General features: G+C 70.9%; 18 protein-coding genes, 6 tRNA genes and 1 riboswitch. Of the genes, 12 read left to right on the top strand and 12 right to left on the bottom strand.

Features of this window, described 5'->3' with window-relative positions; genetic code table 11:
• Positions 1-11: 11 nt before the first annotated feature.
• Both purF and purM read left to right on the top strand, forming a co-directional pair.
• Complete coding sequence (gene purF / locus ACFV46_RS31755) at positions 12-1,541, top strand: amidophosphoribosyltransferase (RefSeq protein WP_361928596.1); 1,530 nt, start codon at positions 12-14, stop codon at positions 1,539-1,541.
• Positions 1,542-1,583: 42 nt separating this feature from the next.
• The gene (gene purM, locus ACFV46_RS31760) at positions 1,584-2,672 is read left to right on the top strand and encodes a phosphoribosylformylglycinamidine cyclo-ligase (protein ID WP_361928599.1); all 1,089 of its coding nucleotides are present in this window, start codon (positions 1,584-1,586) and stop codon (positions 2,670-2,672) included.
• Positions 2,673-2,747: 75 nt separating this feature from the next.
• Here purM and ACFV46_RS31765 read toward each other — a convergent pair whose 3' ends face one another.
• A complete protein-coding gene (locus ACFV46_RS31765) occupies positions 2,748-3,002 on the bottom strand; it encodes a DUF3073 domain-containing protein (protein ID WP_062673355.1) in 255 nt (84 codons plus the stop codon).
• A gap of 318 nt (positions 3,003-3,320) precedes the next feature.
• Positions 3,321-4,418 carry a Glu/Leu/Phe/Val dehydrogenase dimerization domain-containing protein gene (locus ACFV46_RS31770; RefSeq protein ID WP_361928601.1) on the bottom strand — a complete coding sequence of 366 codons (1,098 nt, stop codon included), beginning with the start codon at positions 4,416-4,418 and terminating at the stop codon, positions 3,321-3,323.
• 252 nt (positions 4,419-4,670) lie between these two features.
• On the opposite strand from ACFV46_RS31770, the gene ACFV46_RS31775 reads away from it, so the two are divergent.
• Together ACFV46_RS31775 and bldC are read left to right on the top strand one after the other, a co-directional pair.
• A complete protein-coding gene (locus tag ACFV46_RS31775) occupies positions 4,671-5,513 on the top strand; it encodes a hypothetical protein (protein WP_385500771.1) in 843 nt (280 codons plus the stop codon).
• Positions 5,514-6,105: 592 nt separating this feature from the next.
• Positions 6,106-6,312 (top strand): developmental transcriptional regulator BldC, encoded by a 207-nt coding sequence (gene bldC / locus ACFV46_RS31780; protein WP_003949541.1) that lies wholly within the window; start codon positions 6,106-6,108, stop codon positions 6,310-6,312.
• 493 nt (positions 6,313-6,805) lie between these two features.
• On the opposite strand, the gene ACFV46_RS31785 is transcribed toward bldC, so the two are convergent.
• The 7 genes from ACFV46_RS31785 to ACFV46_RS31815 all read right to left on the bottom strand — a co-directional run bounded on the left by ACFV46_RS31785 (position 6,806) and on the right by ACFV46_RS31815 (position 13,561).
• Positions 6,806-7,054: a DUF6274 family protein gene (locus tag ACFV46_RS31785; protein ID WP_385500773.1), complete on the bottom strand. Its 249-nt coding sequence runs from the start codon at positions 7,052-7,054 to the stop codon at positions 6,806-6,808.
• 290 nt (positions 7,055-7,344) lie between these two features.
• Positions 7,345-7,419 (bottom strand) — tRNA-Asp (locus ACFV46_RS31790).
• A 119-nt stretch (positions 7,420-7,538) separates the two neighbouring features.
• Positions 7,539-11,516 (bottom strand): ATP-dependent RNA helicase HrpA, encoded by a 3,978-nt coding sequence (gene hrpA, locus ACFV46_RS31795; RefSeq protein WP_385500774.1) that lies wholly within the window; start codon positions 11,514-11,516, stop codon positions 7,539-7,541.
• A gap of 110 nt (positions 11,517-11,626) precedes the next feature.
• Positions 11,627-11,700: transfer RNA gene (locus ACFV46_RS31800), tRNA-Phe, on the bottom strand.
• Positions 11,701-11,724: 24 nt separating this feature from the next.
• Positions 11,725-11,799: transfer RNA gene (locus tag ACFV46_RS31805), tRNA-Asp, on the bottom strand.
• A 37-nt stretch (positions 11,800-11,836) separates the two neighbouring features.
• Positions 11,837-11,909 (bottom strand) — tRNA-Glu (locus ACFV46_RS31810).
• An 80-nt stretch (positions 11,910-11,989) separates the two neighbouring features.
• Positions 11,990-13,561, bottom strand: a complete 1,572-nt coding sequence (locus tag ACFV46_RS31815) for a metallophosphoesterase (protein WP_385500775.1) — start codon at positions 13,559-13,561, stop codon at positions 11,990-11,992.
• An 85-nt stretch (positions 13,562-13,646) separates the two neighbouring features.
• Here ACFV46_RS31815 and ACFV46_RS31820 point away from each other — a divergent pair, with 85 nt between their 5' ends.
• The 4 genes from ACFV46_RS31820 (at position 13,647) to ACFV46_RS31835 (ending at position 17,330) form a co-directional block, all read left to right on the top strand.
• The gene (locus ACFV46_RS31820; RefSeq protein ID WP_007493488.1) at positions 13,647-13,997 is read left to right on the top strand and encodes a metallopeptidase family protein; all 351 of its coding nucleotides are present in this window, start codon (positions 13,647-13,649) and stop codon (positions 13,995-13,997) included.
• 98 nt (positions 13,998-14,095) lie between these two features.
• Positions 14,096-14,632, top strand: coding sequence for a hypothetical protein (locus ACFV46_RS31825; protein WP_385500776.1), 537 nt, complete (start codon positions 14,096-14,098; stop codon positions 14,630-14,632).
• A gap of 256 nt (positions 14,633-14,888) precedes the next feature.
• Positions 14,889-17,021, top strand: a complete 2,133-nt coding sequence (locus tag ACFV46_RS31830) for a DEAD/DEAH box helicase (protein ID WP_385500777.1) — start codon at positions 14,889-14,891, stop codon at positions 17,019-17,021.
• 236 nt (positions 17,022-17,257) lie between these two features.
• Positions 17,258-17,330: transfer RNA gene (locus tag ACFV46_RS31835), tRNA-Lys, on the top strand.
• Between the two features lie 151 nt (positions 17,331-17,481).
• On the opposite strand, the gene ACFV46_RS31840 is transcribed toward ACFV46_RS31835, so the two are convergent.
• The 3 genes from ACFV46_RS31840 to ACFV46_RS31850 all read right to left on the bottom strand — a co-directional run bounded on the left by ACFV46_RS31840 (position 17,482) and on the right by ACFV46_RS31850 (position 19,438).
• Positions 17,482-17,976 carry a hypothetical protein gene (locus tag ACFV46_RS31840; protein WP_385500778.1) on the bottom strand — a complete coding sequence of 165 codons (495 nt, stop codon included), beginning with the start codon at positions 17,974-17,976 and terminating at the stop codon, positions 17,482-17,484.
• Between the two features lie 180 nt (positions 17,977-18,156).
• Positions 18,157-18,801: a GTP cyclohydrolase II gene (ribA, locus tag ACFV46_RS31845; protein ID WP_385500779.1), complete on the bottom strand. Its 645-nt coding sequence runs from the start codon at positions 18,799-18,801 to the stop codon at positions 18,157-18,159.
• 121 nt (positions 18,802-18,922) lie between these two features.
• The gene (locus ACFV46_RS31850; RefSeq protein ID WP_361928627.1) at positions 18,923-19,438 is read right to left on the bottom strand and encodes a MarR family transcriptional regulator; all 516 of its coding nucleotides are present in this window, start codon (positions 19,436-19,438) and stop codon (positions 18,923-18,925) included.
• An 81-nt stretch (positions 19,439-19,519) separates the two neighbouring features.
• Between ACFV46_RS31850 and ACFV46_RS31855 the strand changes: the two genes are divergently transcribed.
• The 4 genes from ACFV46_RS31855 (at position 19,520) to ACFV46_RS31870 (ending at position 23,406) form a co-directional block, all read left to right on the top strand.
• Complete coding sequence (locus tag ACFV46_RS31855; RefSeq protein WP_385500780.1) at positions 19,520-20,653, top strand: dihydrofolate reductase family protein; 1,134 nt, start codon at positions 19,520-19,522, stop codon at positions 20,651-20,653.
• A gap of 87 nt (positions 20,654-20,740) precedes the next feature.
• Positions 20,741-20,814: transfer RNA gene (locus ACFV46_RS31860), tRNA-Met, on the top strand.
• Between the two features lie 313 nt (positions 20,815-21,127).
• Positions 21,128-21,285, top strand: a riboswitch (cyclic di-AMP (ydaO/yuaA leader).
• An 11-nt stretch (positions 21,286-21,296) separates the two neighbouring features.
• A complete protein-coding gene (locus ACFV46_RS31865; protein ID WP_385500781.1) occupies positions 21,297-22,313 on the top strand; it encodes a M23 family metallopeptidase in 1,017 nt (338 codons plus the stop codon).
• A 148-nt stretch (positions 22,314-22,461) separates the two neighbouring features.
• Positions 22,462-23,406, top strand: a complete 945-nt coding sequence (locus ACFV46_RS31870) for an aldo/keto reductase (protein WP_385500782.1) — start codon at positions 22,462-22,464, stop codon at positions 23,404-23,406.
• Position 23,407: the final 1 nt, after the last annotated feature.

Raw genomic sequence — 23,407 nt, forward strand, 5'->3', positions numbered from 1 at the left:
CACTCGGGGACGTGCCACGTGGTGACGGTCGACTCAATCACGATCTGCTCCCCGGCGAGAAAGGCCCCCAGGACGCGTGTGGCGTCTTCGGTGTCTGGGCTCCGGGCGAAGAGGTCGCAAAGCTCACGTACTTCGGGCTCTACGCCCTCCAGCATCGGGGCCAGGAATCCGCGGGAATCGCGGTCAGCAACGGCTCCCAGATCCTCGTCTTCAAGGACATGGGCCTCGTGTCCCAGGTCTTCGACGAGACCTCGCTCGGTTCGCTCCAGGGTCACATCGCGGTCGGACACGCCCGCTACTCGACCACCGGCGCCTCCGTGTGGGAGAACGCCCAGCCGACGTTCCGTGCCACCGGGCACGGCTCCATCGCGCTCGGCCACAACGGCAACCTCGTCAACACCGCCCAGCTCGCCGAGATGGTCGCCGACCTGCCCAAGCAGGAGGGCGGGCGGTCCCCGCGCGTCGCGGCGACCAACGACACCGACCTGCTGACCGCGCTGCTCGCGGCCCAGGTCGACGAGGACGGCAAGCCGCTCACCATCGAGGAGGCGGCCCACGAGGTCCTTCCGCAGGTGCAGGGCGCCTTCAGCCTCGTCTTCATGGACGAGCACACCCTCTACGCCGCCCGTGACCCGCAGGGCATCCGCCCGCTGGTCCTCGGCCGGCTGGAGCGCGGCTGGGTCGCCGCCTCCGAGAGCGCGGCCCTCGACATCGTCGGCGCCAGCTTCGTCCGCGAGATCGAGCCGGGCGAGTTCGTCGCCATCGACGAGAACGGCCTGCGCACCTCCCGATTCGCGGAAGCGAAGCCCAAGGGCTGTGTCTTCGAGTACGTGTACCTGGCCCGCCCCGACACCGACATCGCCGGCCGCAACGTGTACCTCTCCCGCGTGGAGATGGGCCGCAGGCTGGCGAAGGAGGCCCCGGTCGAGGCCGACCTGGTCATAGCGACCCCGGAGTCGGGCACCCCGGCCGCCATCGGCTACGCGGAGGCGAGCGGCATCCCGTTCGGCGCCGGCCTGGTGAAGAACGCCTACGTCGGCCGGACCTTCATCCAGCCCTCGCAGACCATCCGCCAGCTCGGCATCCGCCTGAAGCTGAACCCGCTCAAGGAAGTCATCAAGGGCAAGCGCCTGGTCGTCGTCGACGACTCGATCGTGCGCGGCAACACCCAGCGCGCCCTGGTCCGCATGCTCCGCGAGGCCGGCGCCGCCGAGGTCCACATCCGGATCTCCTCGCCGCCGGTGAAGTGGCCGTGCTTCTTCGGCATCGACTTCGCCACCCGCGCCGAGCTCATCGCCAACGGCATGACGATCGAGGAGATCGGCACCTCGCTGGGCGCCGACTCCCTGTCGTACATCTCCATCGACGGCATGATCGAGGCGACCACCATCGCCAAGCCGAACCTGTGCCGCGCCTGCTTCGACGGCGAGTACCCGATGGACCTCCCGGACCCGGAGCTGCTCGGCAAGCAGCTCCTGGAGACCGAGCTCGCGGCCGGTACGGCCGCCACGGCTGCCGCCGACGCGATCCGTCGCCCGTAAGCCCCGTAGTTCCCAACCGAAAGATCCCAGGCAATGTCTCCTGTGTCAGATCAGTCGCCTCCGGCGACGGGTACCAGCGGTGCCTCCTACGCGGCGGCGGGCGTCGACATCGAGGCGGGCGACCGCGCGGTCGAGCTGATGAAGGAGTGGGTGAAGAAGGCCCAGCGCCCCGAGGTCCTCGGCGGCCTCGGCGGCTTCGCCGGACTCTTCGACGCCTCCGCCCTCAAGCGGTACGAGCGTCCCCTCCTCGCGTCCGCCACGGACGGCGTCGGCACCAAGGTCGACATCGCGCGCCAGATGGGCGTCTACGACACGATCGGGCACGACCTGGTCGCCATGGTCATGGACGACATCGTGGTGTGCGGTGCCGAGCCGCTGTTCATGACCGACTACATCTGCGTCGGCAAGGTCCACCCCGAGCGGGTCGCCTCGATCGTCAAGGGCATCGCCGAGGGCTGTGTGCTGGCCGGCTGCGCCCTGGTCGGCGGTGAGACGGCCGAGCACCCGGGCCTGCTGGGCGAGGACGACTTCGACGTCGCCGGCGCCGGCACGGGCGTCGTGGAGGCCGACCGGCTGCTCGGCGCGGATCGCATCCGTAAGGGTGACGCCGTGATCGCCATGGCGGCCTCCGGCCTTCACTCGAACGGGTACTCGCTGGTGCGGCACGTCCTGCTGAACCAGGCCGGTCTCGCGCTGGACGCCCACATCGAGGACCTCGGCCGCACGCTCGGCGAGGAGCTGCTGGAGCCGACGAAGATCTACTCGCTGGACTGCCTGGCGCTGACCCGGACCACCGAGGTGCACGCCTTCAGCCACATCACCGGCGGCGGTCTGGCCGCCAACCTGGCCCGGGTGATCCCCGACACGCTCCACGCGGTCGTCGACCGGTCCACCTGGACCCCGGCGCCCGTCTTCGACCTCGTCGGCAGGACCGGCCGGGTCGAGCGCCTGGAGCTGGAGAAGACGCTGAACATGGGCGTCGGCATGATGGCGATCGTGCCCGCGGAGTCGGTCGACGCGGCCCTGGCCACGCTGGGCGACCGCGGCGTCGACGCCTGGGTGACCGGCGAGATCACGGACCGCGGCGAGCACACGACCGGCGCGGAGCTGGTCGGCGACTACGCGGTCTGAGCGATGCGGACCTGAGGACAGCACAGAACCCGGCCGGTGGCAGAGCCACCGACCGGGTGAGTGCTCACTGCATGGTCAAGCGCCGCGACGGTGTTGTGAAGAGGGACCGTCGTCTTCGTCCTCGTCGTCGTCCTCATAGAGGTCGGCGTATCGAGAGTAGAGATCGTCCTCGTCATCCTCATCGTCCTCGAACGGCTCGCCGTTCGGCGGCTGGCTCGAAGTCGATGCGCCCAGTTCACTGGCCAGACGTGAAAGGTCCGTCCCACCGCTGTTGTACTTCAGCTGGCGGGCGACCTTCGTCTGCTTGGCCTTGGCCCGGCCGCGCCCCATGGCTCGACCCCCTCGGTGACGGGGCTCGACGGCCCCAGAGTCTGACACGCGTTCATGATCCGGAACGGACTCTCCATGGAGAGGCCGATCCGTAGGGCTTCCACGGTACCTGAGCCCGCGCCCATACGGTACGTCGCCCGCAGCACGCGCGTCTGCCCAGGACCTTCGAGGTGCCCTTTCCTCGCTGGTCAACCGCGATTTTAACCACTTATGGGCGGTCGACCCGCCGGTAGAAGTGAGAGTTCTCTCCAACCGCCCACCGGCGGGTACCGCCCGGGGCCGGGCCGGCGGACCCGGTCCGGCCCCGGGCGCGCCGGATCAGAGACCCGCGCGGGCCTCGCGCCCCTCCGCGATCCGCTGCTCGGCGATCCGGTCGGCCGCGGCGGCCGGCGGAATCCCGTCAGCCTTCGCGCGTGCGAATATCGCCAGCGTGGTGTCGAAGATCTTCGCCGCCTTCACCTTGCAGCGGTCGAAGTCGAACCCGTGCAGCTCGTCGGCGACCTGGATGACCCCGCCGGCGTTCACCACGTAGTCGGGCGCGTAGAGGATCCCGCGGTCGGCGAGGTCCTTCTCGACACCCGGGTGGGCGAGCTGGTTGTTGGCGGCGCCGCACACGATCCCCGCGGTCAGCACCGGCACGGTGTCGTCGTTCAGGGCCCCGCCGAGCGCGCAGGGCGCGTAGATGTCGAGGTCCTCGACCCGGATCAGGGTCGCGGTGTCGGCGACGGCCGTCACCGAGCCCGGGTGGGCGGCGACGATCCGGCCGACCACGTCCTCGCGCACGTCCGTGATCACGACCTTGGCGCCCTCGGCCACCAGGTGCTCGACCAGGATGTGGCCCACCTTGCCGACGCCCGCGACGCCGACCGTGCGGTCCCGCAGCGACGGGTCGCCCCAGCGGTGCTGCGCGGAGGCGCGCATGCCCTGGTAGACGCCGAAGGCGGTGAGCACCGAGGAGTCGCCGGCGCCGCCGTTCTCCGGGGAGCGCCCGGTCGTCCAGCGGTTCTCGCGCGCCACCACGTCCATGTCGGCCACATAGGTGCCGACGTCGCACGCGGTGACGTAGCGGCCGCCCAGGGAGGCCACGAACCGGCCGTAGGCCAGCAGTAGCTCCTCCGTCTTGATCCGGGCCGGATCGCCGATGATCACGGCCTTCCCGCCGCCGTGGTCGAGCCCGGCCATGGCGTTCTTGTACGACATCCCGCGCGCGAGGTTCAGGGCGTCGGCGACGGCCTCCTCCTCGGTCGCGTAGGGGTAGAAGCGCGTGCCGCCGAGGGCGGGGCCCAGGGCGGTGGAGTGGATGGCGATGACGGCCTTGAGGCCGCTGGCGCGGTCCTGACAGAGCACAACTTGCTCATGACCCCCCTGGTCCGAGTGGAACAGGGTGTGCAGGACGCCGTGTGTTACGTCGGTCACTGTGGTGACTCCTGAGTACGGGCGGCGATCGGAGCGGAGCCCCCTGGGGGTCCCCCGCGCTTGTGGCGCGATGTGGGGACGGTGGCGGGTGCTCGAGCATGAGATTAGACCTCCGGACGCCCCCTGAACCCGCGGTGCCGGGGATCACCTCCTCCCGGAGTACAGCCGTGCGACGATTTGCATGGATTTCCCGCTCCCGTCCCAGGCGGGGTCCACAGGTTTTCCTGGCAGACGGCGGGGGAGGGAGCAGGCGTGCCCAAGGTGTCCTCGGTGATCGTCCCGTATGCGACGTACCTGCGGGTGTACGAGCCACTGGCCGCCTTCCCCGAGCCGGAACGCGGCCACTGGACCCGGTACGCCCGCCGCCCCGACCGTCCCTCGTACCAGGACGAACTGCGCCGCTCCCTGGCCGACTTGCTGCCCACGCCGCCGGTGCCGGTGCCCGTGCACGAGAGCAGCGACGCCTTCGTGCTGGAGGTGGACGGGGTGGTGTGCGTGTGCCCGTGGCGCACCCGGCTGCGGGGCTGGCAGGCGCTCGGGGAGCTGGGCGACGAGCTGCCCAAGCCGGTGCTGGACGCGGTCCTGCCGGAGGTCGTACGGCGGCAGGCGGCCCAGGACTACGAGCGCTGGCTGGCCCGCAACCCGGACGCGCGGCCGTGGATCCGCACCTCGACGTGGCAGGTGCCGCTGCACTGGTTCGTGCTGGTGTCGGACGGGGAGCGGCGCTTCGACAAGGGCTCCGGCGACGTGCCCCCGATGCTGCGGTACCAGACACCGATGGTGGAGGCGCGGCGCCGGGTGGCGCGGGCCCTGCGGACGCTGAAGGAGACCATCGACGAGGGCCCGCTCATCGACGGTCTGCTGGACGTGGGCCGCTGGCTGGAGGATTTCCACCCGCGTTCGCTGGTGGAACTGGACTACGGCGGCCTGGTGCACGCGCTGCCGGCCGGTGAGCTGGAGGACGACCACTCGGCGGCGGACGTGGCCGAGGGCATCGAGGCGCTGCGGCAGGGCGACGGCGCGGCGGCGGGGGAAGCGTACGGGCGTCTCGTGGAGCGCTGGCGGTCGGTGCGGGACCGGCGGTCCGCGAATTGAACCCCTCCGCGCGGCGGGCCGTGTGACGTAGCACACGGCTCAGGCCACGGCAGGGCAGGTGGCATCCCTTTGGTAACGAACTGACGTTTGACGATCCGCCCGTTTTGGGGTTTCGTGCTCGGTCTGAGTACCTGATGTTCCGTCAACATGGGACGTAAGGCGCGATCCGGGCGTATGCCACTGGATCCAGCCAACTCGTCCAAGCGTGACGGACCGCACGTACACGGCCCTTGCGTCCCTAACCCCCCCTCGTGCCAAAATAGGACAAGGAGTCCGGGGAGGACTCCGTCTCGACATTGCACGCTTTGGGGGGTCTTGGGACTCCTGCACGCCACTGTGACTGATCGTCACAGTGGCGTGACTGTCCGCTATGGCATGGTCCATCGGCTTCCGTCGCTGATGAACACCTGGAGGGGCAATTCCATCGGTTTGGCCGACGCGGCTGGACAGATGGTGTAGTTGTAGTGCCGAGGACAAGCCGTTCGTCCTATAACCGACTCGACTCGCGTCCGCCATTTCGGGCAACGCGGGTCAAGGTGCAGAATTTAGAGGAAAGAACCGAGAAGGTTCGGTTCTCCCGAGGAGGCCGCTCATGACCGCTCGCACCCCTGATGCCGAGCCGCTGCTGACCCCGGCTGAGGTCGCCACGATGTTCCGCGTCGACCCCAAGACGGTCACGCGGTGGGCGAAGGCCGGGAAGCTCACTTCCATCCGTACGCTCGGCGGACACCGCCGTTACCGCGAGGCTGAGGTCCGCGCTCTGCTCGCGGGCATTCCGCAGCAGCGCAGCGAGGCCTGAACTCTCGCAGAACCGGGCAAACCGGCGGTTCCCCCAACTCGCCGCGGCGCCCGGACCTAGCTCCAAGCGACGCGGGTTCTGCCCCAACAGAGCCCTCGCCCAAGCCGTCAGAGCACTTCAGGCACGCAACAAGGGTGCGTCGTAGATCGCGCTGGACTCCGCCGGGTCCAGCGCGATCTTTTTTGTGCGCCCCCGCGCGCCTGCCCGTGAGGCTGTGCGTGGCCTTGTCGAAGTCTGGGGACCGCTGTCCGATCGCCTGTGCGATCGGCCCCGGACGGGCGCCCGGAGCGGCCGGCGCGACCCGTGGAACCTGGTGCAATTGCACATATTAAATTGACCTGTTGTAGGCGGGGTGTAAGTACCGGGGTCCCGGAAACTCATGCGGTGACACCCGTCACATGCCGGGGTGCTTGTTGCCCCTGGCGTATGTGCGCTAAAGGGAGCCGCGTGTTCCAGAAGCCGCTGCCCCAGCCGGAGTTGACGACGGTGGTGGTCAGGCTGGGGACGGTGTCTCCTCCGGCGCCACCTCGTCCGCGGCCGGCCGGGGAGTGTCCGGCGTGTCGGATGCCCCGGAGGCGCTGAGGGCGCTGGGAGCGCCGGCGGCACCCGATCCGCTGTCGAGGGCCAGCCGCAGCAGCCGGTGGCAGATCGGGCAGTGCCGGGTCAGATGTCGGTAGGAGGAGGCGGCCGACAGGTGCGCGCGGAGCAGGGCCCGCGTCTCGTGCCTGGTCGATGCCGCCATACGCCACCTCCACCGGGGGCCAGCCGAAAAGGGCCCTGAGATCTGGGTACCGAGCGAATGTGACTCCGTCAAGGCGGCGTGGAGGGCCGGCAAGGCCGGTTCCGCCCCAGACGCCCCCCGAGCCCCTCCGAACCCTCCAGAGGGGCTCAGGGGCCCGGAGAGCGCGGCGCGCAGACCGTACGCCCCCCCCCCGCGAAAGGCCCGCGGAGGGCCCACGGAAGTCTCTGCGAGAGGTCCGCGAAAGGCCATGCGAAAGGCCCGCCCCCTCGACGGGGACGGGCCTCCACTTGCGGTCCTGACGGGATTTGAACCCGCGGCCTCCACCTTGACAGGGTGGCGAGCACTCCAAACTGCTCCACAGGACCAGGCTTTGCGGCGCTCACCCGGCGGAGCCGGATCTTCGGCACTGCGTGCGTTGCGCTGCGAGAAGAGACTGTACAGGAGGGTGAGCCCCGGGTCGAACTCACCCTCCGTACGCGGTCCGTCACGGCGCCAGCGCGTCGATCGCCTTCACGATCCGCTTGTCGGAGATCGGATACGCCGTCCCCAGCGCGTGCGCGAAATAGCTGACCCGCAGCTCCTCCAGCATCCAGCGGACGTCCAGCACCGCCTGCGGCACCGGACGGCCCTGCGGCATCTGCTCGAGCAGCCAGGCGTACTCGTCCCGCATCTCGTGGACCTTCTCCATGCGCGTCGTGTCGCGCTGGACGTTCGTCGGCATCTGCTGCAGCCGGCGGTCCACCGCGATCAGATAGCGCATCAGGTCGGGCAGCCGGCGCAGCCCCGCCTCGGTGACGAAACCGGGCTTCACGAGGGCGTCCAGCTGGGCCCGCACATCCGCGAGGTTCGGCAGCAGGGCGGGGCTGCGCACGCCCTTCAGGCGCCGCTCGGCGGCCTGCCAGGCGGCCAGCACCTGCTGCACCTGCCCCACGGCGCGCACCGTCGTGTCGACGATCTCCGCGCGCACCTTGTCGTACAGCTTCCGGTACGACTCCTCGTCCCACGCGGGGCCGCCGAAGTCACCGATCAGCTTGTCCGCCGCCGCCATGGCGCAGTCGTCGAACAGCGCCTGGATCGACCCGTGCGGATTCGCCGACAGACCCAGCTTCTGAGCGTTCGTCAGCTTTTCGCTCGCGAACTTCGCCGGATTGACCGGGATGTTGCGCAGGATCAGCCGCCGGGTGCCCTTCCACATCGCCTGCTGCTGCTCCGCCTCCGTGTCGAACAGCCGCACGGACACCGTGTCGCCGTCGTCCACGAGCGCCGGATACGCCTTCACCGGCTGCCCGGCCCGCCGCGTCTCGAAGACCCGGGTGAGCGTGCCGATCGTCCAGTCCGTCAGACCCGAACGCTCCAGCGACTCCCCGCCCTGCCGGGAAGCGGTCGCCGCGGCGGCCTGCGAGAGCGCCTTGCGCGCCTTCGGCTTCAGGCGCAGCTGCAGCGCCTCCAGGTCCTTGTCCTCGGCCAGCCTGCGGCGCCGCTCGTCGACGATGCGGAACGTGACGCGCAGATGCTCGGGGACCTTCGCCCAGTCGAAGTCGTCCGCGGTGAACGGCACCCCGACCATCCGCTTCAGCTCGCGGGCCATCGTCACCGTCAGCGGCTCCTGCCCGGGGACCGCCGTGTCCAGGAACCGCTTCGCGAAGTTCGGCGCCGGGACGTAGTTGCGGCGGATCGGCTTCGGCAGGGAACGGATCAGCTCCGTCACCAACTCCTCGCGCAGACCCGGGATCTGCCAGTCGAAGCCCTCCGCGGTGACCTGGTTGAGCACCTGGAGCGGGATGTGGACGGTCACACCGTCCGCGTCCGCACCCGGCTCGAACTGGTAGGTCACCCGGAACTTCAGCTGCCCCTGCCGCCACGAGTCCGGGTAGTCGGCCTTCGTGACCGCCTCGGCCGACTCCCGGATGAGCATCTCCCGCTCGAAGTCCAGGAAGTCGGGCTGCTCCTGCCGCTTGCGCTTCCACCACGCGTCGAAGTGCGCCCCCGACACGACGTGCTCGGGAACCTTCTCGTCGTAGAAGTCGAACAGCGTCTCGTCGTCGACGACGATGTCCCGGCGCCGGGCGCGGTGCTCCAGCTCCTCGACCTCGCTGAGCAGCCGGCGGTTGTCGGCGAAGAACTTGTGGTGCGTGCGCCAGTCGCCCTCCACCAGCGCGTTGCGGATGAACAGCTCCCGGCTGACCTCCGGGTCGATCCGGCCGTAGTTCACCTTGCGCTGCGCCACGATCGGGACGCCGTACAGCGTGACCTTCTCGTACGCCATCACGGCCGCCTGGTCCTTCTCCCAGTGCGGTTCGCTGTACGTCCGCTTCAGCAGGTGCCCGGCGAGCGGCTCCACCCACTCCGGCTCGATCTTCGCGTTGACGCGGGCCCACAGCCGGGACGTCTCCACCAGCTCGGCCGACATCACAAACCGCGGCGGCTTCCGGAACAGCGCGGAGCCCGGGAAGATCGCGAACTTGGCGTTGCGGGCGCCCAGGTACTCGTTGCGTCCGCCGTCCTTGCGCGCCCCCGGAGCGGAGTCCTTGGACTCCTTCACGTCCTTCATCCCGATGTGGGAGAGGAGACCCGCCAGGAGGGAGACGTGGATGCGGTCCGCGGGCGCGTCGTCCTCGTCCAGATGGATGCCCATCTGCTTGGCGACGGTCCGCAGCTGCGTGTAGATGTCCTGCCACTCGCGGATCCGCAGGAAGTTCAGATACTCCTGCTTGCACATCCGGCGGAACGACGACGAGCCGCGCTCGCGCTGCTGCTCACGGATGTACCGCCACAGGTTCAGATAGGCGAGGAAGTCGCTCGTCTCGTCCTTGAACCGGGCGTGCTGCTGGTCGGCCTGGGCCTGCTTGTCCGCCGGGCGCTCGCGCGGGTCCTGGATGGACAGCGCGGCCGCTATGACCATGACCTCCCGCACACAGCCGTTGCGGTCGGCCTCCAGGACCATCCGGGCCAGCCGCGGGTCCACCGGGAGCTGGGCGAGCTTGCGGCCCGTCTCCGTGAGCCGCTTGCGGGGATCCTTCTGCGCCGGATCCAGCGCGCCGAGCTCCTGCAGCAGCTGGACGCCGTCGCGGATGTTGCGGTGGTCCGGCGGGTCGATGAACGGGAACTTCTCGATGTCGCCGAGGCCGGCCGCGGTCATCTGCAGGATGACGGAGGCCAGGTTGGTGCGCAGGATCTCCGCGTCGGTGAACTCCGGCCGGGCGAGGAAGTCGTCCTCGGAGTACAGCCGGATGCAGACACCGTCGGACGTACGGCCGCAGCGGCCCTTGCGCTGATTGGCGCTGGCCTGCGAGATCGGCTCGATCGGCAGCCGCTGCACCTTGGTGCGATGGCTGTACCGGCTGATCCGGGCGAAGCCGGGGTCGATGACGTACTTGATGCCCGGCACGGTCAGCGACGTCTCGGCGACATTGGTCGCCAGAACGATCCTGCGCCCGGTGTGCGGCTGGAAGACACGGTGCTGCTCGGCGTGGGAGAGGCGGGCGTAGAGCGGGAGGATCTCCGTGAACCGGTAGTTCTTCTTGACGAGCGCGTCGGCGGTGTCCCTGATCTCCCTCTCCCCCGAGAGGAAGACAAGGATGTCGCCCTTGCCCTCGGCCTGGAGCTCCTCGACGGCGTCGCAGATCGCCGTGATCTGGTCGCGGTCGGCGTCCTCGGAGTCCTCCTCCAGCAACGGCCGGTACCGCACCTCCACCGGGTAGGTACGGCCGCTGACCTCGACGATCGGGGCGTCGCCGAAATGCCGCGAGAACCGCTCCGGGTCGATCGTCGCCGAGGTGATGACGACCTTGAGATCCGGCCGCTTCGGCAGCAGCTGGGCGAGGTACCCCAGCAGGAAGTCGATGTTGAGGGACCGCTCGTGGGCCTCGTCGATGATGATCGTGTCGTAGGCGCGCAGCTCGCGGTCCGTCTGGATCTCGGCGAGCAGGATGCCGTCCGTCATCAGCTTGACGAAGGTGCCCTCCGGGTTCACCTGGTCGGTGAACCGCACCTTCCAGCCGACCGCCTCGCCCAGCGGCGTGTCCAGCTCCTCCGCCACCCGCTCGGCGACCGTCCGCGCGGCGATCCGGCGGGGCTGCGTGTGCCCGATCATGCCGCGCACACCGCGGCCCAGCTCCAGGCAGATCTTCGGGATCTGCGTCGTCTTGCCGGAACCGGTCTCACCGGCGACGATCACGACCTGGTGGTCGCGGATCGCCGCGGCGATCTCGTCCTTCTTCTGGCTGACCGGGAGCTGCTCCGGGTAGGAGACCGCGGGCACCCGGGCGCGCCGCGCGGCGACGCGCTCCTCGCCCTTGGCGATCTCCCCCTCGATCTCGGCGAGCACGGCGGCCCGGGCCTCGGGCTTACGGATCTTGCGCGCGCCCTCCAGCCGCCGGCCGAGGCGCTGCGCGTCACGCAGCGACAGCTCGGTCAGACGGGGGGCGAGGGCGCCGAGGGCGGGGGCGGGGTGCGTGGACATACGCGATCCAGGATCTCATCCCGCCGAAATTCCTGGCGAACGCTTTTGTCGCGGCTGTCCCGGCGGGCACGGCGAAGCCCCCGCCGATCACTCGACGGGGGCTTCCTCTGTGGCTGGGGCCGGGGTCGAACCGGCGACCTATCGCTTTTCAGGCGATCGCTCGTACCAACTGAGCTACCCAGCCGTGAGGGTCTTGCGACCTTCACTGCGGTCCTGACGGGATTTGAACCCGCGGCCTCCACCTTGACAGGGTGGCGAGCACTCCAAACTGCTCCACAGGACCTTGCGATGCGTGCAACAGTGTCGCACACCGTACTGCGTGCCCCCAACGGGATTCGAACCCGTGCTACCGCCTTGAAAGGGCGGCGTCCTAGGCCGCTAGACGATGAGGGCTATCGGCCCGCCTGGGCGCTTCTCAGCGCGTCGGGGACGTGAGAAGCATATGGGATGGCGGGAGGTATCGCCAAAACGGTTTACGGGCTCACGCTGGGGCCGGCGCTGGGAGACGCGCTCTCACCGTCCGGGGCGCCCGGCTGGTTCTCCTCCACCAGGTGCCGGCGCACCTCCGCCGTGGTCAGCCCCAGTCCGCCGAGTTCGATCTCGTCCCACGCCTGCAGCCGCCGGGTGTCGCGGTCGAAGTAGAGGATCGAGGTCTGGATGGGGTCGGGGTGCTTGCCCTCGACCGCGCGCAGCCCGCTGCCCCCGGTGGAGCCCTCGACCCGCAGCCGGGTGCCGTACGGCAGCACCTCGGTCTTCTCCTGGTGGATGTGACCGGCCAGGGCCAGCGGGACCTCGCCGTCCGTCTGGCGGGCCGCCACGGGCTCATGGGCGACCGCCACGTCCACGGGGGTGCCGGCGGCCTTCTGGTCGCGCAGGGCGGAGGCGAGCCGGGCGCCCGCGAGCTCGTTCGCCGCGTCGCCGCCGGGGGCCTGGGAGCGGTCGGGGGTGAACTGGGGATCGCCCACCCCGGCGAACCGCAGCCCCCGGAGGGTCACGGCCTCGCCGTCGTCGAGGACGTGGACGTGCTTCAGGTCCTCCAGATAGCCCTGGGTGACCCGTGAGTCGTGGTTGCCGCGCACCCAGACGTAGGGGGCGCCGAGGTCCTCGATCGGGTCGAGGAAGCCGTTCTCGGCGGCCGTGCCGTGGTCCATGGTGTCGCCCGAGTCGACGATCACGTCGACCTTGTACTGCGCCACCAGCGAGGCGATGATCTTCCAGCTCGCCGGGTTGAGATGGATGTCGGAGACGTGCAGGACACGGATGGTGCTCGGGTCCGGGGCGTACGCGGGGAGCGTCGACGTGGCGTCGTAGAGCTTGGTCACATTGGTGACCAGACGCGCCAACTCCTTCTGGTAGACGTCGAACTCGGTGACGATGCTGCGCGCGTCGCCCACCAGCGACGGGGCGGAGGACAGCAGCCCGGAGAACTTCGGCTCCAGGACGGACTCCGGGTTCCAGGTCGCGTACGCCGTCCCGCCGGACGCGGCCAGCAGGGTGAGGGCGAGCCCGCCGGCGGCCAGGGCGCGGCGCGGGCGCCGGTACACGACGAGGCCCAGCGCGGTGGCGCCCGTGACGACGGCGACGACACTGCGCAGGGCGAGGTCGAGGGTGCCGTCGCTGACGTCCTGCGTCACTTCCTCCTGGAGGCCGGAGAGGCGCTCGGGATGGTCGACGAGGGCCTGGGCACGCTCGGGGTCGAGCTGGTCGACGTTGACGTCCAGCCGGACCGGGGCGATGTGGCTGCTGAACTGGAGCGCGCCGAGCGGCGACACGTTGATCTTCGTCCCGCCGGTGAGGGAGGGCCGCAGCGTCATCGTGGTGTTCATCGGGCCGACCGGCACCCGGACGTTCCCGACGACGAGCAGGCCGAGCCAGGCGCCGACGAGGACGACGGCGACGAGACCGAGGGCGCGCGTCCAGGGATGCGGCTGGGCGGCGAGCTCGGGTTCGGTGCGCGGTCGGCGGGCGGCGTGGCGGTCGGCGAGGGCGCGTGGTGCCCTGGGGAGGTGTCCGAGAACTTTCATGATCGCGGGGACGCGGGCCATTGGTGCCGTATGCCCAAGTCCGTCGCCGGATATGCGGGGCGGCCGGCGGCCCCTCGGGGGCGGTGCAGTGCCTGACAATGGGCCTGTGCTGGAGATGACGCGCGAGGAGTTCGAGGAACTGGTCGCCGAGGCGCTGGACCGGATCCCGCCGGAGCTGACGCGGCTGATGGACAACGTCGCGGTGTTCGTCGAGGACGAGCCGCCCGCCGACGACCCGGAGCTGCTGGGGCTGTACGAGGGGACGCCGCTGACCGAGCGGGGCGAGTGGTACGCCGGGGTGCTCCCCGACCGCATCACCGTCTACCGGGGGCCGACGCTGCGGATGTGCGCCTCGCGGGAGGAGGTCGTCGAGGAGACCGAGGTGACCGTGGTTCATGAGATCGCCCACCACTTCGGGATCGACGACGAGCGGCTGCATGCCCTCGGGTACGGGTGAGGGGTGGCCCGGTGAGGGGTGGACGGGGCGCGTGTCCTCTTGTGGGCGAGGGGAGTTGGGCAGGTTGACTTCTTCGCCCGCCCTTGGAGGTGGCTCGCGTGCGCCCTCTGTACGTACCTGTCCGACTGGCCGCGACGGCCGTGGCCGTGGCCGCCGTCGCCGGCTGTATGAGCGTCGGTGACGACGGCGGCGGGGGGAAGGCCAAGCCCTCGCACTCCGCCGGGCAGCGCGGGGGCGAGGCGCCCGACGGGGGGCCCGCGGGGGCGGGCGCCGGGTCCGGGTTCGGGCCGCACACGGACGTGGACGGCAAGCGGGGGAAGAGAAAGGGCAAGGGCGGGGGGAAGAAGGGCCGCGAGTCGGCCGAGCCGTCGGACTCGCCGTCCGCCGGGGCGAGCGCGTCGCGGCCGGCCGGGGGCGGTCCCGAGCAGCCGGGGCGGACCGACGGGCCGGGCCCCACCCGTCCGGCCGATCAGGAGCCCACCCGGACGGCGCAGCCCGACCCCACGCCGACGCAGGACCCGACGACGCCGACGCCCACGCCGCCGACGGCCGAGCCGTCGTCGTCGGCGCACGAGGAGACGGCACCGCAGCTGGTGCAGCGCGAGCCCGCTCCGGCGGCGCAGGCGCCCGTGTAGACACAGCGGGGCGGGGGCCGGTGGGGGGTGGGCGGCGAGTGACGTTGCCTACATGGTTGACGGTCGGTTTGCCTTGGGGGGTGAGGGGTGCGTATGGTGGTAGATCGTTTGATCCCATTTGCCCGGCGCCACCGCAGAGCGCGCCGTGTGGCGCGTACTCTCCCTTGCCGTGGCTGACCGCATTGAGGCGGTCTTATTGCGAATCACGGAGTTGACGGGCGCGTGCCGACGAGACTCCGGAAGGTTTCGCATACGCATGTCCATTTCCAGTACTGATCACGTCGTCGTGCCCGAGAACGACGAGAACGAGCCCGTCGTCGAGGAGACCCCCACGGTCACCTTCGCGGACCTCGGCCTCCCCGAGGGCGTCGTGCGCAAGCTCGCGCAGAACGGCGTGACCACCCCCTTCCCGATCCAGGCCGCGACCATCCCGGACGCCCTGGCCGGCAAGGACATCCTCGGCCGCGGCCGCACCGGCTCCGGCAAGACGCTGTCGTTCGGCCTGCCGACGCTGGCGCGCCTGTCCGGCGGCCGCACCGAGAAGCACAAGCCGCGCGCGGTCATCCTGACCCCGACCCGTGAGCTCGCCATGCAGGTGGCGGACGCCCTCCAGCCCTACGGCGACGTCCTCGGCCTGAAGATGAAGGTCGTCTGCGGCGGTACGTCCATGGGCAACCAGATCTACGCCCTGGAGCGTGGCGTCGACGTCCTCGTCGCCACCCCGGGCCGGCTGCGCGACATCATCAACCGCGGCGCCTGCTCCCTGGAGAACGTCGAGGTCGCCGTCCTCGACGAGGCCGACCAGATGTCCGACCTGGGCTTCCTGCCCGAGGTCACCGAGCTGCTCGACCAGGTCCCGGCGGGCGGCCAGCGGATGCTGTTCTCCGCCACGATGGAGAACGAGATCTCCACGCTGGTCAAGCGCTACCTGAGCAACCCGGTCACGCACGAGGTCGACAGCGCCCAGGGCAACGTCACGACCATGTCGCACCACATCCTGATCGTGAAGCCCAAGGACAAGGCGCCGGTCACGGCCGCGATCGCCTCCCGCAAGGGCCGCACGATCATCTTCGTGCGCACCCAGCTGGGCGCCGACCGTATCGCCGAGCAGCTGCGCGACGCGGGTGTGAAGGCCGACGCGCTGCACGGCGGCATGACCCAGGGCGCCCGGACCCGGACGCTGGCCGACTTCAAGGACGGCTACGTCAACGCGCTCGTCGCCACCGACGTCGCCGCGCGCGGCATCCACGTCGACGGCATCGACCTGGTGCTGAACGTCGACCCGGCCGGCGACCACAAGGACTACCTGCACCGCGCGGGCCGTACCGCGCGTGCCGGCCGTACCGGCACGGTCGTCTCCCTCTCCCTGCCGCACCAGCGGCGTCAGATCTTCCGTCTGATGGAGGACGCGGGCGTGGACGCCTCGCGCCACATCATCCAGGGCGGTGCCGCCTTCGACCCGGAGGTCGCCGAGATCACCGGCGCCCGGTCGATGACCGAGGTCCAGGCGGAGTCGGCGGGCAACGCCGCGCAGCAGGCCGAGCGTGAGGTCGCCCAGCTCACCAAGCAGCTGGAGCGCGCCCAGCGCCGTGCCGCGGAGCTGCGCGAGGAGGCCGACCGTCTGGTCGCCCGGGTCGCCCGTGAGCGCGGGGACGACCCGGAGGCCGCGGTGGCCGAGGCGCAGGCGGCGGCGGTCGAGGCCGTCGAGGTGTCGGTGCCCGAGCAGCCGGCCGCGCAGGACGTGGACCGGGCCGAGCGCGCGGAGGCCCCGGCGCCGTACGAGCGCCGTGACCGTGGCGGGTTCAACCGCGACCGGGAGCGGTCCTTCGACCGTGACCGGGGCGGGCGTTCCTTCGAGCGCCGCGACGACCGCGGTGGCTTCAACCGTGACCGGGACCGCGACCGTGGCTTCGAGCGCCGTGACGACCGTGGCGGTTTCCGTCGCGACGACCGCGGTGACCGGGGTGGCGACCGCCCGTTCAACCGTGACCGCCGTGACGACCGCGGTGGCCGTTCGTTCGAGCGCCGTGACGACCGCGGCGGCGACCGTGGCGGTTTCCGTCGCGACGACCGGGGCGACCGGGGTGGCGACCGCCCGTTCAACCGTGACCGCCGTGACGACCGCGGTGGCCGTTCGTTCGAGCGCCGTGACGACCGCGGCGGCTTCCGCCGTGACGACCGCGGTGCCGGCCGTTCCTTCGAGCGCCGTGACGAGCGCGGTGGCCACCGGGGCAGCGACCGCCCGTTCAACCGTGACCGCCGTGACGACCGTCCGGGCTTCCGCTCCGGCGGCCACGAGCGTCCCTACGGCCGTCGTGACGACCACCGGGGCACCGGCTCCTCCTTCGGGCGCCGTGACGACAAGCCGCGCTGGAAGCGCAACGGCTGACATCGGCTGATCGCCGAAGGGCCCGTACGACTCATGTCGTGCGGGCCCTTCGGCGTTCCGGAGTACCTGACCGGCGACGGGCACGGAAAGGCCGTAAGGACCTCTTCCGACGTCCCCGCGCACGGGCGTGGGCGCCCCGCCCGACGGGCTCGCCCACCCCGGCGACAGGGCCGTCACCCCGATACCCGATCGGCTCGACGGCCACGTGCGGCTATGCTCGGGGTGGCACCACGCCTGGGCCCTTAGCTCAATTGGCAGAGCAGTGGACTTTTAATCCATTGGTTGTGGGTTCGAGTCCCACAGGGCCTACGGTCACGCGGCGTCCGTGTCGGTTTCGGCCGGCTCGGGCGCCGCGTCGTTCCTCCCGGGGCCCATGCCGCAGGACGGTACAAGTCGCCCACCAGCCACGCGGGTTGAACTCCCGGCCACGAAACGGCCTGGCTCCGGGGCGGGACCGGGATCATCCGCCCGTCCACTTCCGCAGCAGCGCCCGCCGCTCGGACGGCTTCAGGTTCGTGTCGCCGGCCTCTCCGCTCCAGGCCATGAGCGTGCGGGGGGACTCGGCGCCCTCGACGAACCGGGCCAGGAGACGCTGGGAGAGGTCGAACTCCTCCTGCTCGTACGCACCGGCTGCCGACGCGTACACGGTCAACTCCTCGACGCCGGTGACGGTTTCGAGGCGCAGCAGCATCGGTTCCGGCTCGGCGGTGCCGCCCATGGCCGCGGTGAGCACGACCTCCATGGCCAGTGTCAGGCGCCGGCGGGAGGCGCTGCGCACGAGGGCGCCCTCGACGGTGGCCGAGCGCAGTTGCTCCCAGGCCCATGTCCGGTGGACCCCGGCGCCGTCCGCCTCCACGCCCTTCTCGGTCAGCCGGGCACCGAGGCCGTCGGTGCCCGGCGGGGCACCCACGTACACCTCGTCGGTGGTGATCCAGAACAGTCCGACCATGGTCACTGGCGACTCCCGTTCGCGTCGTACGTCCTGTGCGGACGATCAGCCTGCATTCTTGGCGGCGGCCGTCCGCGCCGCCGTGACGGCGGACTGTTCCGGCCATCCGGTCCGCCTCCGTCCGGAGGCCGTGACCTGATCGCGGGACCCTGACGGGCCGTTCTGACGTGAAGGGGCCGGGCACCCTTACGCCGGGCTCGCCTCCGCCAGATCCCCCAGCGGCAGCGTGTGCTGGGTCTGGAGGACCTTGGCGCGCAGGTAGCGGACGTTGTCCGGGGTGGCGAAGACGCCGGTGGGGACGCGGTGGTGGACCGTGATGCCGAGGGCGCGCAACTGGTCGGCCTTGTCGGGGTTGTTGGAGAGCAGGTCCAGTTCGCCGATGCCGAGGGCGGTCAGCATCTGGGCGGCCGCCGTGTAGTCGCGGGCGTCCTCGGGCAGGCCCAGCGCGGCGTTGGCGGCGTAGGTGTCGAGGCCCTCGTCCTGGAGGGCGTAGGCGTCCAGCTTGTTGTAGAGGCCGATGCCGCGGCCCTCCTGGCGCAGGTACAGCAGGACGCCGCCGCGCTCGGCGATGCGCTCGACGGCCTCGCGCAGTTGGGGGCCGCAGTCGCAGCGGGCCGAGCCGAAGACGTCGCCGGTCAGGCACTCGGAGTGGAGGCGGACCAGGGGGGTGGTGCCGGGCTCGGGGGTGCCGAGGACGACGGCCACGTGTTCCAGGCCGTCGGTCAGACCGTGGAAGGTGACCAGTTCGGCGTCGGAGGTGTAGCCGTCGGGGAAGCGCAGCGGGACCCGGACACGGGCGCGCTGGGTGGCGGCTGCGAGGGAGTCGGGCATGCGGGTCTCCGGGTTCCGTGCGGCTGTCTGCTTCAGATTTGAAGCAGCTCGGGAGAGTGACCCTACCTCGTGCTTTAACTTTGAAGCAATGACTCCGTGTCACCCGTCCTGGCGGTGTGTGTCACGAACAGTTCTTGGACGCGCGCCGGCGCCACGGCACCTCGTCGCCCGTGGCGTGGCCGCAGTCGCCCTGGAGGCCGGAGCCGATGGCCGTGAAGATGTCCTCCAGCTGTCCGACCTGTTCCGGGGAGAGCCGGTCGAAGATCAGCGACCGTACGGTGTCCACATGTCCGGGGGCGGCCTGCTCCAGGAGCCGCATCCCCTCGTCCGTGAGGGCGGCGACGCTGCCCCGCTTGTCCACGGGGCAGTCCTCGCGCCGCACCAGGCCGTCCTTCTCCAGCCGCGAGACGCCGTACGTCAGCCGGCTGCGGGTGATCTTCAGCCGTTCGGCGAGATCGGTCATGCGCAGCCGGCGTTCCGGGGCGTCGGACAGGGTGGCGAGAATGGAGTAATACAGATGGGGCATGCCGGCCTCCTGCTGGAGCTGCCGGTCCAGCGCGTCCTCCACGAGCGCGACGGCGGCGATGTAGGCGCGCCAGGCGCGCTGCTCCTCGGGGGTGAGCCAGCGAGTCGTCATGTGTCCAGTGTAGGTTTGTTTCAAACTTGAACCAAGCCCTGCCGAAACCAGCCCCGATCCGCCGAGCGGGAGAGCGCGCCGATGCCGTCGTACCCCTACGTCCTGCTGTCCGCCGCCGTCTCCCTCGACGGCTACCTCGACGACACGGGCCCCGACCGGCTGCTGCTGTCCAGCCCGGCCGACTTCGACCGGGTCGACGGGGTGCGGGCCTCCGTGGACGCCATCCTCGTCGGCGCCGGCACCATCCGGGCGGACAACCCCCGGCTGCTCGTGAACTCGGCCGAGCGCCGCGCCGCCCGCACCGCCCAGGGCAAGCCCGCGTACCCGCTGAAGGTCACCGTCAGCGCGTCCGGCGAGCTGGATCCGGCGGCGAACTTCTGGCACACCGGCGGCGAGAAGGTCGTCTACACGACGGAGAAGGGCGCCCGGCGGCTGCGGGAGGACCCCGTCGCCGCCGATGTCGTCGCGCTCGGCGACGACCTGGACTGGCGGGTCCTGCTGACGCATCTGCGCGAGGTGCGTGGCGTCGAGCGGCTGATGGTCGAGGGCGGCGGCACCGTCCACACGCAGCTGCTGCGCCAGGGGCTCGCCGACGAGCTGCAGCTCGTCCTCGCGCCGCTGTTCGTGGGCGACCCCCGGGCGCCCCGGCTCTTCGGGCCCGGCGGATACCAGGAGGGCCGGCTGAGGCTCGTGGAGACCCGGCGCATCGAGGACGTGGTGCTGATGCGCTACGAGCCGACCGCGCCCGGCACGGGTGTCCTCCCGGCCGCCGCCGACCGGCACTGGCTGGCCCTGGCGTGCGACCTGGCCGCCGAGTGCCCGCCCTCGCCCACCGCGTTCAGCGTCGGCGCGGTCGTGGTCGCCGCGGACGGCACCGAGTTGGCGCGGGGCCACTCCCGGGAGGCCGGCGACCCCGTCGTGCACGCCGAGGAGGCGGCCCTCGCCAAGATCGCGCCCGGCGACCCGAGGCTGGCCGGCGCCACGGTCTACAGCAGCCTGGAGCCCTGCACGCACCGCGCCTCCCGGCCGACGCCCTGCGCCCGGCTGATCCTGGCGGCCGGGGTGCGCCGGGTGGTGACGGCCTGGCGCGAGCCGGACACCTTCGTGACGGACGCCGACGGCAGCGGGATGCTCGCCGCCGCGGGCGTGGACGTCCTGGTGCTGCCCGAGTACGCGGCCCGGGCGGCGGCCCCCAACGCCCACCTGGCGCCCTGACACCCGCCCGGCGAGGCCCGCGCGACCGGGGCCTGCGGAAAGGCGTGTGCGGCGGGCCCCGGTGATGGCGTACTATGGACACATCGACGCGGGGTGGAGCAGCTCGGTAGCTCGCTGGGCTCATAACCCAGAGGTCGCAGGTTCAAATCCTGTCCCCGCTACTGAAGGCTCAGGGCCGGAACTCATCAGTTCCGGCCCTGAGTGTTTTCCGGCCCCCGTCAGGCTCGCGGGACGCCTTCACCGGTTCTCACGGTACGTGATCGCGCGAACCCCCTCCGCATAACAACTGACACACTGTCAGCAATCGTGAGGGTGTCTCGTGGGCGTCAACTCGCCCGATTTGGACCGCTCATGGCCCGTAAGTCCCGGCGGAAATCGTTAATGATCAAGGGGAACGGCTTGGAATCCGTACCCCGCGTCTATTAACGTTCGATAACGCAGCGCGGTCGTCCCAGCCGTCACAAGAGGCGGCTCCGTGCGCACGCGCCGAATCCTGCCAAGGAACCGGGGAACCACCACCTTGGGGTGAATCGCGCGGATACCACCGTGACATCACGGTACGTATACGCGCGTAGGAGACCTTCCTGCTCCGAACCCGTCAGCTAACCCGGTAGGCGAGAAGGAAGGAAAGGAGTACGCCCACGTGGCGTCGAACCGTCCTGCCCCGCATGCCTCGTTCGTACCCGGTCAGCGCACCGCCGACACCTTCGGCTACGACCGCACCGACGACGGCCCCTTCGAGGAGTGGAACCCCACCGCGGACTCCCTCCGTCCCGTCCGAGGCAGGCACCGCGTCTCCAAGCAGCGCGGCGGGGGACTCGCCCGCAGCTCCACGGTTCTCGGCGTCGGCGTCATAGCGGCCGTCGGCGCGGGCGGCATGGCCACCGCGCAGAGCGGCAAGCCGCCGGTCGCCATCACCCTGCCCGACCTGCCCCTGATCTCCGGCGACGACTCCGCCGCGGACGACACCGCCACCGCCCTCAGCACCATGGGCGAGACCGGCCAGGAGACCCCGCAGAGCGGCTCCGACGCCGGTGAGGCGCTGCGCAGCCGGATCATCGCCCAGGCCGAGTTCCAGCAGGACCAGGTCGACAGCAAGGCCGCCGAGGCCGCCGTCGCCGCCGCCGAGAAGGAGGTCGCCGAGGCGGCCGCCAAGGCGGAGAAGGAGGCCAAGGAGAAGGCCGCCGAGGCGAAGGCCGCCGCCGAGGAGGAGGCCCGCAAGAAGGCCGAGGCCGAGCGCCTCGCCGAGCTGGCCAAGCAGTACACGCTGCCGACCTCCTCGTACACCCTGACCTCCACCTTCGGTGAGGCCGGCGCCTACTGGTCGTCCGGGCACCACACGGGCCTCGACTTCGCCGCGCCGACCGGCACCCTGATCAAGGCCGTCCACTCCGGCACGATCACCTTCGCCGGCTGGGACGGCTCCTACGGCTACAAGACCGAGCTGACCCTGGACGACGGCACCGAGATCTGGTTCGCCCACCAGTCCTCGATCAGCGTCAGCGTCGGCCAGAAGGTCAACACCGGTGACGTCATCGGCCGTGTCGGCGCCACGGGCAACGTGACCGGCGCCCATCTGCACCTCGAGGTGCACCCCGACGGCAGCGCGAGCGGCATCGACCCGCTGGCCTGGCTGCGCGGCAAGGGCCTCACCCCCTGAGCACCCTCCCCACCTGATCCCCGGCGGTCCTGACGACGACCCCCCGACGTCAGGGCTGCCGGTCCTCGGTGCGCCGGCCCGCCCCCTTCACAGGGAATTCATCCCGGGAGCGGAATCGGCGGTACCGCCACCGTCGTTGTTCCCTTGCATGACCGCACTGCGCACACTCGGCTCCTCCGACCTCGAGGTCTCCCCGCTCTGCCTCGGCGGCAACGTCTTCGGGTGGACCGCCGACGAGGCCCACTCCTTCGCCGTCCTCGACGCCTACACGGCGGCCGGCGGCAACTTCCTCGACACGGCCGACTCGTACTCGGCGTGGGTCGAGGGCAACGCGGGCGGCGAGTCGGAGACCGTCATCGGCAACTGGCTCAAGGCACGCGGCAACCGGGACGACGTCGTGATCGCCACCAAGGTCAGCCAGCACCCCGACTTCCAGGGCCTGAACGCGGCCACCATCAAGGCCGCCGCCGACGCCTCGCTGCGCCGCCTCGGCACCGACCGCATCGACCTCTACTACACGCACTTCGACAAGCCCGAGGTGCCGGTCGAGGAGATCGTCGGCGCCCTGGACGAGCTGGTGAAGGCCGGCAAGGTCCGGCACATCGCCGCGTCCAACATCTCCGCCGAGCGGCTGGCGGCCTCCCTCGCCTTCTCCGACCGCGAGGGCCTGGCCCGGTACGTGGCGCTCCAGCCCCACTACAACCTGGTCTCCCGGGACACCTACGAGGGCGCCCTCCAGGACCTCGCCGAACGGGAGAACCTCGCCGCGGTGCCGTACTACGCGCTCGCGGCGGGCTTCCTCACCGGCAAGTACCGTCCCGGCGCGGCCGTGGACAGCCCGCGTGCGCAGGGCGCCGGGCGGCACGCGGAGACCGAGCGGGGGCGGCGGGTGCTGGCCGCGCTGGACGAGGCGGCCGCCGCGCACGGCGTGCCGGTCGCCACGGTGGCCCTGGCCTGGCTGGCGTCCCGCCCGACGGTCGTCGCCCCCATCGCCTCCGCCCGCACCCCGGAACAGCTGCCGGCCCTGCTCGGAGTGGCCGAGCTGACCCTGACGGACGACGAGCTGCGCCGGCTCACGGAGGCGTCCGCCTGAG

The sequence above is a fragment of the Streptomyces sp. NPDC059852 genome (assembly GCF_042731455.1).
Taxonomy (GTDB): Bacteria; Actinomycetota; Actinomycetes; order Streptomycetales; family Streptomycetaceae; genus Streptomyces.